This window comes from Thalassotalea sp. SU-HH00458 (genome assembly GCF_040362795.1).
Lineage (GTDB): Bacteria > Pseudomonadota > Gammaproteobacteria > Enterobacterales > Alteromonadaceae > Thalassotalea_H > Thalassotalea_H castellviae.
The window spans coordinates 59,838-76,769 of the sequence record NZ_BAABWW010000011.1 but is presented as its reverse complement, the minus strand read 5'-3'; the positions used below and the strand labels follow the sequence as shown (position 1 = coordinate 76,769).

The window sequence follows — 16,932 nt, the reverse complement described above, 5'->3', positions numbered from 1 at the left end:
TGGTATCATTTCTCTGGAGGTTAATATTTTACGTTTTGCTCAAATAAGCGATTGCCATTTATATCGGGATAAAACCGCGCTTCATTTTGGCGTCAATGTTTATCAAAATCTATGCCGTGTTCTTGAGCAGATAAAAAGAACGCCTGCTATTGAGTTAATTGTTTTTACCGGCGATCTCACCCAAGATCATAGTATTAGCTCTTATCAAAACTTTACTGATGCCATTAATGAAACCGATTTTACTCTTCCGGTTTACTTTGTTGCTGGTAATCATGATGAACCAAAATTATTGCAGCAGTACTTGTCTGGCACACCATTTCATAGCGCTAAAGTGATCAATAAGAACCAATGGCAAATTCAATTATTAGCGAGTAAAAGTACGACTCCGTCAGGGGAGGTTTCAGCAAATGAGTTAGCTCGGTTACTCAATTGTGTGGATTCGCATAAATTTCAGTTTATATTTATGCATCATCATCCTGTTGATGTTGGTTACTTTATTGATAAACATGGCTTACTCAATAAAAATACATTTTATCAAACGCTTAATAAACTTGAGGCTGTAAAAGCGGTTGCTTGTGGTCATGTGCATAATGCGTTAGCGTTGAAAATTGATATAACTGAACGCGTTATTCCATTATTTACTTGCCCTGCCACCTCGATTCAATTTGATCAAAATGCAACAAGGGTTGAAAACTCAGGAAAGCCAGCAGGTTTTCGTATATTTGAATTAGCGGATGATGGACAAGTGAATAGCCAAGTAGTTTTTATCGATTAAGGTTTTACTATTAACATGATTAAAAAAAGTATGCTTTACATACACGGTTTTAATTCTTCGCCACTGTCAACAAAGGCGCAATTAACCAAACAGTATTTACAAGATCATCAAATAGCGATTGACTTTCATTGCCCACAATTACGAAATAATCCTAAAGCAGCGATTAAGCAATTAGAGCTAATATTACAGTCGAAACCTGATCATCAATGGTGCTTGATGGGCTCTTCTTTAGGTGGCTATTTTTCAACGTATTTGGCTGAAAAATATCAATTAAAAGCGGCGTTAATTAATCCTGCTGTTAAGCCTTTTGAATTGTTAGTGGATTATTTAGGTCAACAGGTAAATCCGTACACACAAGAAGTTTATCACGTGACTAAGCAACATATGATTGACTTAAAAGCACAATCACAAGAAAAAATTGCTAAAAAACATTACATGGTGATGGTACAAACAGGCGATGAAGTGTTAGATTATCAGCAAGCAGTAGAAAAATATCAAAATTGCCAGTTAATTGTGCAAGAAGGCGGCGATCATAGCTTTATAGATTATCACCGAATGTTACCAGCAATCATGACATTTTTAGAACTGCAGTAAAATCCACTCAACTTTATAATAATTATCAGAAAAGCATTATGAGCGAACAATATAATTCAGAATCCATTGAAGTGCTTAGCGGTTTGGATCCCGTACGTCATCGTCCCGGTATGTATACCGATACTGCTCGACCTAATCATCTGGGTCAAGAAGTTATCGATAACTCTGTTGATGAGGCATTGGCCGGTCATGCGCAAAATATCACGGTTATTTTAGATAAAGATCAATCATTAGAAGTGATAGATGATGGTCGAGGCATGCCGATTGATATTCATAAAGAAGAAGGGGTTTCTGGGGTCGAACTAATTTTTTGTAAATTACATGCCGGTGGTAAATTTTCTAATAAGAATTATCAATTCTCTGGTGGCTTACATGGGGTTGGTATTTCAGTGGTCAATGCCTTATCAAAACGAGTTGATGTAGCGGTTCGTCGTGATGGAAAAATGTATGAAATGGCATTTGAAAATGGCGAAAAAGTTGAGGAACTAAGAGAAACAGGTACGGTTGGCCGAAGAAATACTGGTAGCCGTGTTAAGTTTTGGCCCGATGAAAATTATTTTGATTCAGCAAAGTTTTCAGCACGCCGTTTAGTACATTTGTTAAAAGCAAAAGCGGTACTATGTCCTGGTTTAACGATTAAATTTCATGATAAAAATGAAGATAAAAAATATCAATGGTGTTATGAAGATGGCCTTTGTGATTACCTAAAAGAATCGGTAAAAGACTATGTCAGTATGCCTGAAGAGCCTTTCGTTGGTGACTTTTCTTCACAAAACGAAGCCGTTGATTGGGCGGTAACTTGGTTGCCTGAAGGCGGTGAAGCAGTCGGCGAAAGTTATGTGAATTTGATCCCAACTATCCAAGGCGGTACGCACGTAAATGGTATGCGCCAAGGCTTGCTTGAGTCGATGCGAGAATTTTGTGAATTTCGAAATTTGATCCCACGTGGTGTTAAATTAACCCCAGATGATATTTGGGATAAGTGTGCTTATATCTTGTCGGTTAAAATGGAAGATCCGCAGTTTGCTGGACAAACGAAAGAGCGATTATCTTCTCGTCAATGTGCGGCATTTGTCACAGGGGTCGTGAAAGATGCCTTCAGTTTATGGCTAAATGAGCACACTGAAATTGCCGAAGCGTTAGCAGAATTTTGTATTTCAAATGCTCAACGTCGTTTACGAGCAAGTAAAAAAATCGTTCGTAAAAAAATTACGCAAGGACCCGCATTACCCGGTAAATTGACTGATTGTGGTAGCCAAGATATCACTCGAACCGAATTGTTTTTAGTGGAAGGTGATTCCGCTGGCGGTAGTGCAAAACAAGCAAGAGATCGTGAAAACCAAGCCATCATGCCGCTTAGAGGGAAAATATTAAATACGTGGGAAGTAGAATCGGGTCAAATTTTAGCCTCACAAGAAGTGCATGATATTTCTGTAGCTTTAGGAATAGACCCTGATACTGAAGATTTATCAGAATTACGATATGGCAAGGTTTGTATTTTAGCGGATGCTGACTCCGATGGCTTACATATAGCTACCTTATTATGTGCTTTATTTACTCAGCATTTTTTACCTTTAGTACAGGCAGGGCATGTTTACGTAGCTATGCCGCCTCTTTATCGAATAGATGTTGGTAAAGAAGTTTTCTATGCGTTAGATGAAGATGAAAAAGATGGCATTTTAGACCGTATAGAAGCCGAGAAAAAACGCGGCAAAGTTAATGTTCAACGCTTTAAAGGCTTAGGTGAAATGAATCCATTACAGTTGCGTGAAACCACTATGGATCCGAATACTCGTCGATTAGTTCAACTGACGGTTGATGAGCACTCTGAAACTATGGAAGTGATGGATATGTTATTGTCGAAAAAACGTAGTGGTGATCGTAAAGAATGGCTACAAAGTAAAGGCGATATGGTAGAAGTGATTTAAGGTAATTAAACCATAAACTGACAGATTTAGTCTATAATTTGACATTTTTGCCAGATTTAAAATATCTTGGCTAAAATGGTAAATATTTTTGAAACGAAGAAATTTGAAAAAAGAAAGGAATTCCTATTTGCAACTTACCTGCCTCCTGGCCGAATTCAAGGGTTATAAGAATTGAAGGTTTTTGGGAGCGAGATTTTTGTTACCATCTTGAGCTTGCCTCAATTGTCGTTGAATATGACACCCAGACCCTCAGATTAAAATATATTGTTGATGGACAAGCTCATCATTACACAGCAGATTTTTTGTTTTATATATCGATGGAAAAAAGAAACTGTTTGAAGTAAAAGACTTACGTTATCTCGAACATGAAACTAAAGAATTGTTAAATATAGTCGAAGAGTTTGCAGATGCATCAGGTTATGAGTTTGAAATTATAACGGAAATAACAATTCGTGAGCGCCCTTTAGTTACCAAATTAAAACACTTATGGGATTCGAAGTAATCAAACAGTTTACCTGAAGAAAGCTTTGATGTTGTTAAACTTATTTTAGGAAATGGAAAGTAAGGTGTTCTCTAAGGATCTTCAAGGTTTAACAAGTTTTATGACTTTTGATATTTGAAAAGTGAATAAAGGAAGTGAAAAGAAGAACAAGTAATATCAGTTCTAAAATGTTATTTGAAATAAATTAAGATTGAAAAATAACATCTCCTATGTGATTATATTAATAATTGAAATATTTTGTTGGTTAGCTGTGAATTCTAATTTCTCCAAAACATTAATGGTACTGCTAGTCTGTTTGACCTTTGTTGGTCAAGCGGTCGCGTCTACTGTTATGTCTTATCATATGATGAGTATGAAGGGAAATAGTGGGCAGGAGCAAATGCAAAATATGTCAATGATGGACCATAGTGACCATTCCATGATGAGTCATTCATCTGATGATTCAGATGAAGCAGAAGATGACTGTTGTGTTAATAGTTGTAGTTGCTTTACTGGAGGGTGCTCAAGTATCGCTGCGCTAATGAAAGATACAAATGACAGTCTGTTTATTGATTCATCATCAAAAATATTCTCATATTTATACTTGGCTCAAAGTCAATCTTCATCCTCTCTATATAGACCTCCCATATTAAGCTAAATACAGAATAATTGCGCCTAAAATTTGGCTCATTTATATGCAAAATTTCTGTATTAGGCTTTTTGATCTCTGCGTTTAAGTATTTTTAAGCAAAATCAAGAATAGCCTAATCAATTCAATTATTAATTGATATCCCTTTGGGGGGGTTATGTTTTCCAAAAAATTTACGTTAAAGGCTGTTGCTGCCTTTACTTTAGTCATTGCTATTGCAAGTTGTTCAAAAGAAGAAGTTTCAGTGACTTCATCTAAAACACATAATTCTAAATCTCATCCTATTCTTTTAGAGGTTTATAAGAGTCCTACATGTGGTTGCTGCAAAAAGTGGGTTAGCCATATAAATGAGCATGGGTTCGAATCAACAGTCCACAATTATCAAAACTTTACAGCGGTTAAAGAAGAGAAAGGAATTGAGCCTCGATACCGTTCTTGTCATACCGCTATATCTAAAGATGGTTATGCATTTGAAGGGCATGTTCCTGCCAAATTTATTCATAAATTTTTAAAAGGAAAACACTCTGACGATGTTATTGGATTGTCTGTTCCTGCAATGCCAGCGGGAACTCCCGGTATGGAAGTAGGGGATAAATTTCAACCTTATAAAGTGTTATTGCTTAAGAAAGGGGGCGCTTATGAGGTCTATGCTAGCGTTCAATCTTATGAGGAGCAGTTTTAATGAATAAATTTAAAATTATCATAAGTTTAAGCGTGAAATACTGTGCGGGTATGTTAGCTCTTACAGTGCTAACTGCAAATTCTGCTGATATTCCTACTATTACTTCTAGTTCAGCCTTAACTTTTGAGAAAGCTATCAAGTCTGCGCAGAAGAATGATCCATGGTTAACGGGAAATGTTCATAAGCAAAATGCTATTGAAGCGATGAGTACTGCCGTAGGTACATTACCAGACCCAAAAGTTTCTCTTGGTTTAGCAAACTTACCTATTAATGGGTTTGATTTCGGGCAAGAGGGTATGACACAAGCGAAAGTTGGTATATCTCAAATGTTTCCTCGTGGGGATACATTGTTGATTAAGCGAGAACAACTCAAGATTGAAAGTGAATCATTCCCGTATCAACGAAAAGATCGAGAGTCCAAAGTAGCTGTTACTGTTGGCAGCCTTTGGTTGGATGCATACAGAATTCAAGAAAGTATTGCTTTAATTGAAAAGAACAGAGCGCTTTTTGAACAGTTAGCGGATGTTGCAGAAGCAAGTTATTCGTCTGCTTTAGGTAAAACAAGGCAGCAGGATATTGTAAGAGCGCAATTGGAGCTTACAAGGTTAGAAGATCGGTTAGATGTCTTAGGACAACAACAAAACCGCTTTGAAGGTATGTTGTCTCAATGGTTAACAAAGTTTTCTATAGAGAAAAGTTCTCAAAGTGAAACTTATGTAGACGATGATTTTAACCTACACAATATCGTTTTGACTAAGCAGTTACCTCAAATTGACTTAGTGAATAGCAATATAGTTCTTACAGATAGCTGGTTACGCCCTAGCGAACTGGCAAAATATATTGCTAACCACCCTTCACTTGTCGCTGTTGAAAAGAAAATTAAATCAACAAAAACTGGAATCAAATTGGCTAAGCAAAAATACAAACCTGAGTGGGGATTAAATGCTAGTTATGGTTACCGTGATGATGATCCAATGGGAAACAGTCGAGCGGACTTGTTCTCTGTAGGGGTTACCTTTGACTTGCCGCTTTTTACAGATAATAGACAGGACAAAGAAGTTAAGTCAGCTATTTCAAAAACAGAAGCTATAAAAACTGAAAAACTATTATTGATGAGAAAATTGCTCGCATCATACTCCAGTGCCAAAGGGCGCTTACTTCGATTGAAAGATAGACAGAACTTATACAAAGAGAAGCTACTGCCTCAAATCCACGATCAAGCTGAAGCTTCGTTAACAGCCTACACCAATGATGATGGTGACTTTGCCGAAGTGGTTCGCTCACGAATCGCTGTATTAAATGCGGAAATAGATGAGTTAACTCTTAATGTCGAAGAGCAGAAGTTATTACTAGAACTTAATTACCTTTTTATAGGCAGCATAGATCCTGTCGTTAGTAACAATAATATGAATTTATCAAATAATAGTGGTTTCACTGTTATTTCGGGAGATGAATAATGAACAACAATATTAAGCCAATAGTAATTGGCATGGTTATCGGTGGCTTTTTAACATTTGGGGTTTATAGTTTTATGGCCCCGACAAATAGTGGAGAAGCAAGCTCTGTTGTAACGGCTGAAAAGAAACCGCTTTATTGGGTAGCTCCAATGGACGCGAACTACAAAAGAGATAAGCCAGGGAAGTCACCAATGGGTATGGATTTAGTACCTGTTTACGACGATGGTGGTAAAGGACCTGATGAAGGTCCCGGAACAATTCGTATCTCTCCTGATGTTGTAAATAACCTCGGTGTAAGAACAGCAATAGTTAGTTATAAATCATTGCACACTGAAATAAATACAGTCGGTTATGTTGCTTATGATGAAGATAAGTTAGTTCATATCCATCCACGAGTACAAGGATGGATTGAAAAGCTATATGTTAAGGCTATTGGAGATCCTGTTAAGAAAGGGCAACCCCTTTATGAAATTTATTCCCCTGAATTAGTTAATGCCCAAGAAGAATTATTATTGGCATTAGATCGTAAAAATAGTCGGTTAATTAGTGCTGCTGAAAATAGGTTATCGGCACTACAACTTCCAAAATCATCTATTGCAAAGCTGAAAAAAACAAAGAAAGTACAGCAAACAATTACTTTTTATTCTCCACAAAATGGCGTGGTGGAAAATTTAAAAATACGTGAAGGATTTTTTGTTAAGCCTGGCTCTACTTTAATGTCAATTGGTGATTTATCGGAAGTATGGGTTGAAGCTGAGGTGTTTGAACGCCAAGCGGGTCAAGTCAAAACAGGCACCCCAGTAACCATGACTCTTGATTACTTACCTGGAAAAACATGGCAAGGAAAAGTTGATTATATTTACCCGACACTAGATGCAAAAACTCGCACTGTGAAAGTACGTCTTCGTTTTAAAAATGAAGAAGGCGAATTCAAACCAAATATGTTTGCTCAAATTGCGATTCACACTACAGGTGATGAACAAGCTTTATTGATCCCTAAAGAAGCACTTATTAGAACAGGAAACCAAGATAGAGTTGTTCTCGCCCTTGGTGAGGGGAGTTTTAAATCAGTAGCTGTTTCTGTAGGGCGATACGATAGTGAAAGCGTTGAAATACTTGAAGGATTAACTGACGGGGAAAAAGTGGTTAGTTCAGCACAGTTCTTATTAGATTCGGAGTCAAGTAAGTCTTCAGACTTCAAGCGTATGAATAGCGTTATTGCTGATGCAGATGATTCAGTACTTTCTTCAGTGTGGGTCTCGGCACAAATACAAAGTTTGATGGCTAATCACAAAATGTTGACATTAACTCACGATGCAATACCTGAGTGGGAATGGCCAGAAATGACGATGGATTTCATAGCATCGGACAGCGTTGACTTTTCATTACTTAGTGAAGGGATGAGTTTACATGTTGAAGTGACAAAAGGAGATAATGGTGATTATAAAATCAGTAATATCCATGTTCCTGACGACATGAGTGAAAGTGATACAAGCCAAGTAACTGAAGAAGTGGCAGATGACTCGTCAGCGACAGTTACTGGAACAATTAACTCGTTAATGATTGATCATGGAATGGTGAATATTAGTCGATCTGCTATTGAAAAGTGGGGACGACCTGCGGCTACTTTAGATTTCATTACAGGGCACAATGTTAGCCTTGAAGGACTTTCTGAGGGGATGGAAGTTAAGTTTACTTTTGAAGTGCGTGGTAAACATTTTGTAATTTTTGAAATTGCCCCACTAGGGCAAGGTGATGAACAGGGTGAAACTTCTAGATTAGAAGCACCTGTTGTTGATCATTCAAACCACTAATATAGGAGTTAGATTATTATGATTGCTTCTATAATACGTTGGTCCGTTGGTAATCGATTTTTTGTATTACTCGCTACCTTTTTACTCGTAGGCATTGGTTTATATTCTGTTAATAAAACGCCTATTGATGCACTGCCTGATTTATCTGATGTGCAAGTAATTATTAAAACAAGTTACCCTGGTCAAGCCCCACAAGTTGTTGAAGACCAGGTTACCTACCCGATGACTACTGCCATGCTTTCTGTACCAGGCGCTGTTACCGTAAGAGGGTATTCTTTCTTTGGTGATTCTTATGTCTATGTCATCTTTGATGAAAATACTGATTTATATTGGGCACGTTCCAGAGTGCTTGAATATTTGAGTCAAGTAGCACCTAGCTTACCGAGTGAGGCAAGGCCTCAATTAGGCCCCGATGCAACGGGAGTTGGCTGGGTATATTTATATGCTTTAGTGGATAAAACAGGCCAACATGACTTAAGCCAATTACGTAGTATTCAAGACTGGTTTTTAAAGTTTGAACTGCAAACTGTGCCTGGTGTTTCTGAAGTTGCAGCACTTGGTGGAATGGTTAAGCAATATCAAGTAAGAGTCAATCCAGATAAATTAAGAGCATTTGGTATTCCTTTATCGTTAATTCAAACAGCGATAAAGCAGGGCAACCAGGAAATAGGTGCCTCAGTTGTAGAGATGGCTGAAGCAGAATACATGGTTCGAGCAACAGGTTATTTGAAAAATGTTGATGATTTAGAAAATATCCCCTTGGGGGTTAACCAAAATGGTACACCACTACTGTTGAAAGATGTTGCCGATATTGGTACTGGACCACAAATGCGCCGTGGTATCGCTGAACTTAACGGAGAAGGTGAAACAGTAGGCGGTATCGTAGTCATGCGCTTTGGTGAAAATGCTCAACAAGTGATAAATGGTGTTAAAGATAAGCTTGAACAACTTAAAAATGGTTTACCTGATGGTGTTGAAATTGTTCCTGTTTATGATAGATCTGCGTTAATTGAAAGGGCAGTAGATAATCTATCTTATAAATTACTAGAAGAATTCGGTGTTGTTGCCCTTGTATGCATAATTTTCTTATTTCACGTGCGTTCATCTTTAGTGGCAATTTTTAGTATTCCTGTTGGAATATTAACAGCTTTTGCTGTGATGCATTGGCAAGGGCTGAATGCAAATATTATGTCATTAGGTGGTATTGCCATTGCTATTGGCGCAATGGTTGATGGTGCAATTGTCATGATTGAAAATATGCATAAACATATGGAGAAAACACCATTAACTAAAGAGAACCGATGGCAAATTGTAATTGAATCTGCAAGTGAAGTAGGTCCAGCCTTATTTTTTACATTACTAATTATTACCGTTAGTTTTGTGCCTGTATTTACCTTAGAAGCTCAGGAAGGCCGAATGTTTGCTCCTCTTGCTTTTACTAAAACTTATGCAATGACTGCATCAGCGGCACTTGCTATTACCTTAGTGCCAGTTTTAATGGGGTACTTTATCCGAGGTAAAGTACTTCCTGAGAATAAGAACCCGGTAAATAAGGGGTTAACTTATATATATATGCCAGCCTTGAAGGCTGTTTTACGTTTTCCAAAATCAACCATTTTAGCCGCCTTAGCTGTTCTTGCTGTTGGTATTTATCCACTTGATAAGATTGGTAGTGAATTTATTCCACCGCTTGATGAGGGTGACTTAATGTATATGCCTACCACGTACCCTGGTATTTCTATAGGTCAAGCAAGGCAGTTATTGCAACAAACAGACAAGCTAATTAAAACGATTCCTGAAGTAGAGACTGTGTTTGGTAAAGTAGGCCGTGCTGAAACTGCAACAGATCCTGCGCCATTGACAATGATTGAAAGCTTTATTCAATTAAAACCCAAGGAAGAGTGGCGTGAAGGAGTTACTACGGAAAGCTTAAAAAAAGAACTGGATACTTTAGTAAAATTGCCTGGTGTAACCAATGCGTGGGTAATGCCTATAAAAACACGTATTGATATGTTAGCAACAGGGATCAAGACCCCTGTTGGAATTAAAGTAGCGGGTCCTGACTTATCAGTAATTCAAGATATTGGTAAACAATTAGAAGAAGTCTTGAAAGATTTCCAGGGTACTGCATCTGTTTACTCTGAGCGGGTTGCGGGTGGTCGTTACGTTAAAGTTGATATTCAACGTGCAAAAGCGGCTCGTTATGGTTTAAATATTGCTGAAATTCAACAAGTGGTTGCTACGGCTATTGGAGGGATGAATGTTACTAAAACTGTTGAAGGGTTGGAACGCTACCCTGTGAACTTACGTTACCCGCAGGATTATCGTAACTCTCCAGAGCAACTTTCTTTATTACCGATTGTTACCCCTAATGGTCAAAGGATTTCATTAGGCGATGTTGCTCATGTCTTTATTGAAGATGGGCCTCCGGGTATTAAGTCAGAAAATGCACGATTAAATGGTTGGACATTTGTTGATATTGAAGGGGTAGATGTAGGAACTTACGTTGTTGAGGCAAAAAAGGTTGTCGCAGACAAGTTACAGCTACCATCTGGCTACTCAGTAAATTGGGCGGGCCAATATGAATATATGGAACGCGCAAAAGCCAAATTAACTTACGTTGTACCATTAACGCTTTTCATTATCATTATTCTATTGTACCTAAACTTTAGAAACTTCATTGAAGTTGCGATGATTATGGGAACTTTACCACTTGCTATGGTTGGTAGTATCTGGTTGATGTATCTCGAAGGGTATAACTTTTCAGTTGCTGTTGGTGTCGGTTTTATTGCGTTAGCGGGAGTTGCTGTAGAGATAGGCGTCATAATGTTGGTTTATTTAAATCAAGCATATAAAGAAATGATTACGGATCATCAAGAAAGAGCTATTTCGACCTCTAAAGCTGATGTACTTCAAGCAGTGTTACATGGTGCTGGCTTACGAGTTCGTCCAGTAATGATGACCGCTGGTACAGTCATTGTTGGTTTATTGCCTATTTTATATGGTACAGGAACTGGCTCAGAAGTGATGAGTCGTATAGCTGCGCCTATGGTGGGGGGGATGTTTAGTGCCGTTATTTTGACCTTATTGATTTTACCAGCACTATTTTATTTATGGCGTGCTAACTCATTAGAAGACAATGATAAAACTAAAAATAAGCCATTTAGCCTATTAAAAAGTAGCCGTAAATATCATAAATGGTTAATGCTGTTTTTAGGTTCGCAATTTGTTATTTGGTCTGTTACGGGGGCTTATATGGTGTTTTTTGATATTGATTATATTCATGGTGATACCTTAGTGGAGAACCATCAAACTAAAATTAATATAAGTAACATTAACTTATCGTTAAAAGATATTAAGCAAACCTATCCAAAGGCTGAAAAAGTTAGCCTTGGTAAGTTTATTGATAGAGAAGTTTACCGTTTTACGGTTAAAACTGGAGATAAAGAAGAGTTTTATTTGCTTGATGCAAATAATGGCGAACTATTAACTCCATTAAATAAATCTTTGGCTATTAAAGCAGCAAAACATTCATTTACAGGTGGTGATGAAGTGGCGAGTGTTGAGCTGATAACAGACAACCCTCCTTTTGAATTAAGTAGAAGGGTACATAATGCATTGCCGGCATGGAGAGTCAATTTTACTGATTTTGGAAGTCCATCCATATACATATCAGCAACGAATGGAAATTTACTGGCAAAGCGACATGAGTTCTGGCGTATTTTTGATTGGATGTTTAGGTTTCATGCGATGGATTATGAGAAAGGCGAAATTGATAATTCCTTACTTTTTTGGGTGACTTTATTCAGTATATTAGCTGCATTATCAGGTTTGATATTAACGTATTTTAGAGTATTTAAGCCATCTAAACTTGACGATGAATTATTGCTTAACGGGGGGGCTAAATTATGATTTTAATTAGAAAGATACATAAATGGGCATCTGTGATAGTTGGCATTCAGTTTTTATTATGGTTGTTGAGTGGCATTTATTTTAACTTAATGGATCATACCAAAGCGGCTGGGGATACGTATAGAAGTCATACGCACCAACAGACTGAAGTTAATAATAACAACTTTATTGATTTAAAGGAGGTGTTGATTAATTTTAAACCTGCAATTTCAATAGAGCCTACCTATATATTAGGGAAGGCATACTATTTATTAACTCATCAAAAAGGGCTATATAAAAACTTTAAAAATCGTTATAGCTTAGCTAATGCATTAACTGGTGATAAAATGGTTATAGATAGCACTTTAGCATTAGAAATTGCAAAACAATCGTATAATGGACCAAGTGATACTAGCTCAATTAAACTCCTTCACCCACCTATAGAAGACTTTCCAAAACAGAAGAATGCCGCCTGGCAAATAAACTTTGTTAACGATATTAATACAAGTGTATACATTGAGGCTGAATCAGGGCGATTAGTGGGACATAGTGATGATCATAAGCGATTTGCTGATATATTTTTTATGCTGCATTTCATGGATTATGCTAATGAAGGAAGTTTTAATAATATTCAAATAATATTGTTCGCATTTATTACGCTTTGGTTATCGTTCAGTGGGCTTATTTGGACAGTAGATCTTGGCTTGCGTGGACAATATAGAATTAAATACTTTTCTAAATCACAAGGGGTCAAGCTATTTGATAAGAACCAAAAAAGTATGGGCACTGTAATACTCTCTAACCATACTAACCTACTAGATGGGCTTATTGAACATGATATTGCACTACCTTCAACTTGTGGTGGTGGAGGAACTTGTGGTCGTTGTAGAGTAATGATAAACCCTATGCTTAAGTCAACATCAGCAGATCACGTACATTTTAGTGATAAAGAGTTACAGCAAGGTTATCGTTTAGCTTGTCAGCATTTTAGTACGGATGTAGAACATATGACTCTAATGGATGTGACGGAAGCTAAAAAACATACTTTAGTATTATCTGAAAGTCGTTTTTTAACTCCTTTTATGAAAGAGCTACGTTTTAAGGTACTAGGTGAAGTTCCTATATCTTATAAAGCTGGTGCATTTATGCGATTTTTCATTCCAGCAGGAAAAGGTGTCTCAATTCCACTAAATCTGCCTGAACATTTAAAAGCTAATTGGCATCATATTGAACACTTAGAATATGAACATCTTGCTTGTACACGTAGCTATTCATTAGCAGAATCACCATTGGTTACTGATGAGTTAGTTTTTACAATTAAAATACAAACGGCCCCACAACATAAAACTTTACCGGGTGTAGGTTCTAGTTATTTATGTAACATGGCTGAAGGCTCATCGATTGAAGCTATTGGACCTTTCGAAGAATTTTTTGCTAAGAAAGATAGTCAAAAAACCATGGTTCTTTTAGGCGCGGGTTCAGGAATGGCACCTCTAAAATCACTAATTGAAGAGCAAGTTGCTATAAAGAACATAGAAAACATTGATTTACGAAACATTCATTTCTTTTATGGAGCACGCTCAGAAGGTGACTTGCTTTATGCGGATGAATTTTATCGATTCGCAGAAAATAATGAGAGTTTTCATTATTATCCAACTCTTTCTAAACCAAGTGATGATTGGTTGGGGGCAACAGGCTATGCTCAAGAAATTTTATCACTAAACTTTGAAACATTAGGGCACATTGACGATTTAGAGTTTTATTTATGTGGGCCTAAAAATATGATGACAGAAACAATTAATTTCTTAAAAGCGAAAGGCGTTAAAGACAGCGCAATAGCTTTTGATGATTTTACCTAAACCTTTTAACTGGAGAAAATAATGAAAAATTTTAAAAAAGTTGCTCTTATAGTAATACCTGCAATTACTTTATCAATTAGCGCCACTGCACATGATCCAAAACTACATGTAAAAAAAGCAGAAAAGGCTGATTGTAGCAAAATGGACCACAACAAAATGGATATGAAAGATCCTGTTGCTATTGCCATGATGAAAAAATGTATGAAGCAAGCTGAAAAATCAAAAGGAAAGATGAACCATAGCAAAATGGATCACAGTAAAATGAAGAAAAATGAACATAAAACAAAAAAGAAAGATGATCAAAACGAGCATAATCATTAATTAACTTTATTAGTCACTTAGTAGGTGTATTAAGTGACTGCTGACTCAAAAGGAAAGCGTATGAAAATATTTAAATTAATATTACTGCTTGTTGCCTTAGGTATAGGTGGTGGGGCTACCGTTATGTACTCAGGAATTGTTAATGTTGCAGCAGATGAGCCGCATAGTGATTTGGTCTATTGGTTATTAGAACAAACTAGAGAAAACTCTATTAAAAAAGCTGCACGATCTATTGAAGTGCCGGATTTAAGTGACCCTGAATTGTTACTAACAGGAGGCACTGATTACGAATACATGTGTTCTAGTTGCCATTTAAAACCAGATCAAAATGAGAGTGATATGAGCTTAGGGTTATATCCAGTACCGCCTAATTTGACGGTTTCAGATAATAGCCATATAGGACATGAACATGGCGATGAAATAGAGACTGCTCGTAAGCATTTTTGGGTAATTAAACATGGTATCAAAGCATCCGGAATGTCTGCATGGGGTAAAACGCATGATGATCATCGTATCTGGGCAATGGTCGCTTTTATAAAGCGTTTACCGACTTTGACACCTGAACAATATCAAGTGCTTACAGCGATAGATTAACATCCAACTAAAATTCAAACTAAAACTAAAAAAGGGAAAGTAATGATAAAAAATAAATTTCCAATGATGATCGTCTGCTTAGTGGGAGTATTTGGGGGAAGTGTAAGTATTGCTCAAGATAATGAACACCATTCTGGACTAAAAAATGAAATGTTTATCGGTGTTGATTTATCTGCCGGAAAAGTGGTTACGCAATTCCATCAGGCGTTGAAAACAGGTGATAAAACTATAGCGAGAAAACTATTGGCTGACGATGTTTTAATTTTTGAAGGAGGAAGAGTGGAGCGTTCTGCCGATGAATACGCTCACCATCATATGTTGTCAGATATGAAATATCTTGCTGCCATGAATAGTGAATCATTAGAACATGATGTAAAAGTCATGGGTAACAGTGCTGTTTCAATGTCTCGCAGTAAAAACACAGGAACATACAAAGGGAAAGAGCGTAATTACGAAGGTATGGAAACTATGGTATTAGAAAAGCAGCATGGTGAGTGGAAAATAGTTCGTATCCATTGGTCAAACTAATAATTAAAGTAAACGATAAGAAGGATATATATTACAGCAACTATTTTAATCGTCATAAGTTTTGTTAATTTTGCGCATGGCGATGAGAAACATCAAGCCAAAGATAAGCAGGCAATATTTAAAAAAGGAAGCTTTACCTATAGGAGATGAGTTAGATGTCGATTCAATTTCATTAATGCCAGTAAGTGCATAAATAAATTGTGGTATTTAAGTGAAGGACACTGAATATTATACATATTCTTTAGGTAAGGAAGTTTCTTCTTGCTACTTACATTTAGCTGAAGGTGCACCAGAACAACACCCTAGTAATTATGATGCAGGCATTAGTGAGGTAGGGTAAGTATATTCTTGATTGGTGATTAGCTTTATTCAAGCAAAACAGGGACTTTAATACTTTACTTAAGATGTATACTACTTGTTAGCTTAAACCTATCAGCAGGATGATATAAAACTGCGTAGCTTATAGGGTGTCCGTTAGATAATGTAATTCTAGTCACTTTTAAACAAGGAACGCCGTCTTCCAATTTCAAATTATGTTTTAAAATTTTTGTTGGTATTATGGCTTCTATTGTAATTTCAGCATCAGTTAACGGAGCAACGGAACACAAATATTCATTTACAGTTGTTTTACTGAAGTCTTGTTCTAAAAATAATGGAACTTCTTCAGCGCTCACATACCTTTCTTCTAATTGAAGTGGAATGTTATTTTCCAAATGAACGATTATAACTTTGAATACTTTTTTATTATTTGCCTCTAATGTATAAGCTAACTCACCATTTGGAACCAAAGTTAATTTACTCAGCACGGTCATACTGTGTGTGTGGCCTCTTGATTTTATTTCCTCAGATATATTTTTAATTTCTAATAATGAGCTTTGGGCTTGTGAAGGCTCAACAAATGTACCAACGCTAGGAACTCTCTTTAATAAACCTTGTGACACAAGCTCTTCAATAGACTTTCTAGCGGTCATACGGCTTGCTGAAAACTGTGTAGCTAACTCCGTCTCAGAAGGAATTTTAAAACCCTCAGGCCATTCTAAGGACGACAGTTTTTTATTTATATAGTCAGCAATGATTTTATATTTCGGTAAATTCATAAATTTTTAATTTTCGTCAATATGGTTCTAGACAGCGTACCCAATAAAGATAGTTTACATTATCTTAACAGTGTGTAAACGCTCTGTATATACTAGCTGGTAAGTCCTTTAATTAGTAAGTGATTCTTTTATAATTATTAATGAAATACAAGAAAAATATACCAAAATATTAATTTAAAAAAATCGTTGTATATACAGGTATAGTGTTGTATAAGGTTTATACAATAATAAAAAACTACTAACTAAAATCAGAGGAAATAAA

13 protein-coding genes and 1 pseudogene are annotated in these 16,932 nt (G+C 36.6%); 13 read left to right on the top strand and 1 reads right to left on the bottom strand.

The window, feature by feature from the left end; translation table 11 throughout:
- Window positions 1–4: 4 nt before the first annotated feature.
- The 13 genes and pseudogenes from ABXH06_RS15725 (at window position 5) to ABXH06_RS15665 (ending at window position 15,913) form a co-directional block, all read left to right on the top strand.
- The gene (locus ABXH06_RS15725; RefSeq protein ID WP_353518839.1) at window positions 5–775 is read left to right on the top strand and encodes a metallophosphoesterase; all 771 of its coding nucleotides are present in this window, start codon (window positions 5–7) and stop codon (window positions 773–775) included.
- A gap of 15 nt (window positions 776–790) precedes the next feature.
- Window positions 791–1,369 carry a YqiA/YcfP family alpha/beta fold hydrolase gene (locus tag ABXH06_RS15720; RefSeq protein ID WP_353518804.1) on the top strand — a complete coding sequence of 193 codons (579 nt, stop codon included), beginning with the start codon at window positions 791–793 and terminating at the stop codon, window positions 1,367–1,369.
- 38 nt (window positions 1,370–1,407) lie between these two features.
- Window positions 1,408–3,297, top strand: coding sequence for a DNA topoisomerase IV subunit B (parE, locus tag ABXH06_RS15715; protein ID WP_311580131.1), 1,890 nt, complete (start codon window positions 1,408–1,410; stop codon window positions 3,295–3,297).
- Between the two features lie 779 nt (window positions 3,298–4,076).
- Entirely contained in the window at window positions 4,077–4,436 is a 360-nt protein-coding gene (locus ABXH06_RS15710) for a CopL family metal-binding regulatory protein (RefSeq protein ID WP_311580366.1), read from the top strand.
- Between the two features lie 148 nt (window positions 4,437–4,584).
- Entirely contained in the window at window positions 4,585–5,109 is a 525-nt protein-coding gene (locus ABXH06_RS15705; RefSeq protein WP_311580135.1) for a DUF411 domain-containing protein, read from the top strand.
- Window positions 5,109–6,566 carry a TolC family protein gene (locus ABXH06_RS15700; RefSeq protein ID WP_311580139.1) on the top strand — a complete coding sequence of 486 codons (1,458 nt, stop codon included), beginning with the start codon at window positions 5,109–5,111 and terminating at the stop codon, window positions 6,564–6,566. Before ABXH06_RS15705 ends, ABXH06_RS15700 begins: the two co-directional genes overlap by 1 nt.
- Complete coding sequence (locus ABXH06_RS15695; protein WP_311580142.1) at window positions 6,566–8,380, top strand: efflux RND transporter periplasmic adaptor subunit; 1,815 nt, start codon at window positions 6,566–6,568, stop codon at window positions 8,378–8,380. The genes ABXH06_RS15700 and ABXH06_RS15695 overlap by 1 nt, the downstream gene beginning before the upstream one ends.
- 18 nt (window positions 8,381–8,398) lie before the next feature.
- Window positions 8,399–11,515, top strand: a pseudogene (locus ABXH06_RS15690) (efflux RND transporter permease subunit); the annotation flags it as partial.
- A 773-nt stretch (window positions 11,516–12,288) separates the two neighbouring features.
- The gene (locus ABXH06_RS15685; RefSeq protein ID WP_311580145.1) at window positions 12,289–14,130 is read left to right on the top strand and encodes a 2Fe-2S iron-sulfur cluster-binding protein; all 1,842 of its coding nucleotides are present in this window, start codon (window positions 12,289–12,291) and stop codon (window positions 14,128–14,130) included.
- Window positions 14,131–14,151: 21 nt separating this feature from the next.
- Window positions 14,152–14,451, top strand: coding sequence for a hypothetical protein (locus ABXH06_RS15680; protein ID WP_311580149.1), 300 nt, complete (start codon window positions 14,152–14,154; stop codon window positions 14,449–14,451).
- Between the two features lie 60 nt (window positions 14,452–14,511).
- The gene (locus tag ABXH06_RS15675; RefSeq protein ID WP_311580153.1) at window positions 14,512–15,045 is read left to right on the top strand and encodes a c-type cytochrome; all 534 of its coding nucleotides are present in this window, start codon (window positions 14,512–14,514) and stop codon (window positions 15,043–15,045) included.
- Window positions 15,046–15,087: 42 nt separating this feature from the next.
- The gene (locus ABXH06_RS15670) at window positions 15,088–15,573 is read left to right on the top strand and encodes a nuclear transport factor 2 family protein (RefSeq protein ID WP_311580157.1); all 486 of its coding nucleotides are present in this window, start codon (window positions 15,088–15,090) and stop codon (window positions 15,571–15,573) included.
- A 211-nt stretch (window positions 15,574–15,784) separates the two neighbouring features.
- Window positions 15,785–15,913, top strand: a complete 129-nt coding sequence (locus tag ABXH06_RS15665) for a hypothetical protein (protein ID WP_311580160.1) — start codon at window positions 15,785–15,787, stop codon at window positions 15,911–15,913.
- A 55-nt stretch (window positions 15,914–15,968) separates the two neighbouring features.
- Here ABXH06_RS15665 and hutC read toward each other — a convergent pair whose 3' ends face one another.
- Window positions 15,969–16,670 (bottom strand): histidine utilization transcriptional repressor HutC, encoded by a 702-nt coding sequence (gene hutC, locus ABXH06_RS15660; RefSeq protein ID WP_311580165.1) that lies wholly within the window; start codon window positions 16,668–16,670, stop codon window positions 15,969–15,971.
- Window positions 16,671–16,932: the final 262 nt, after the last annotated feature.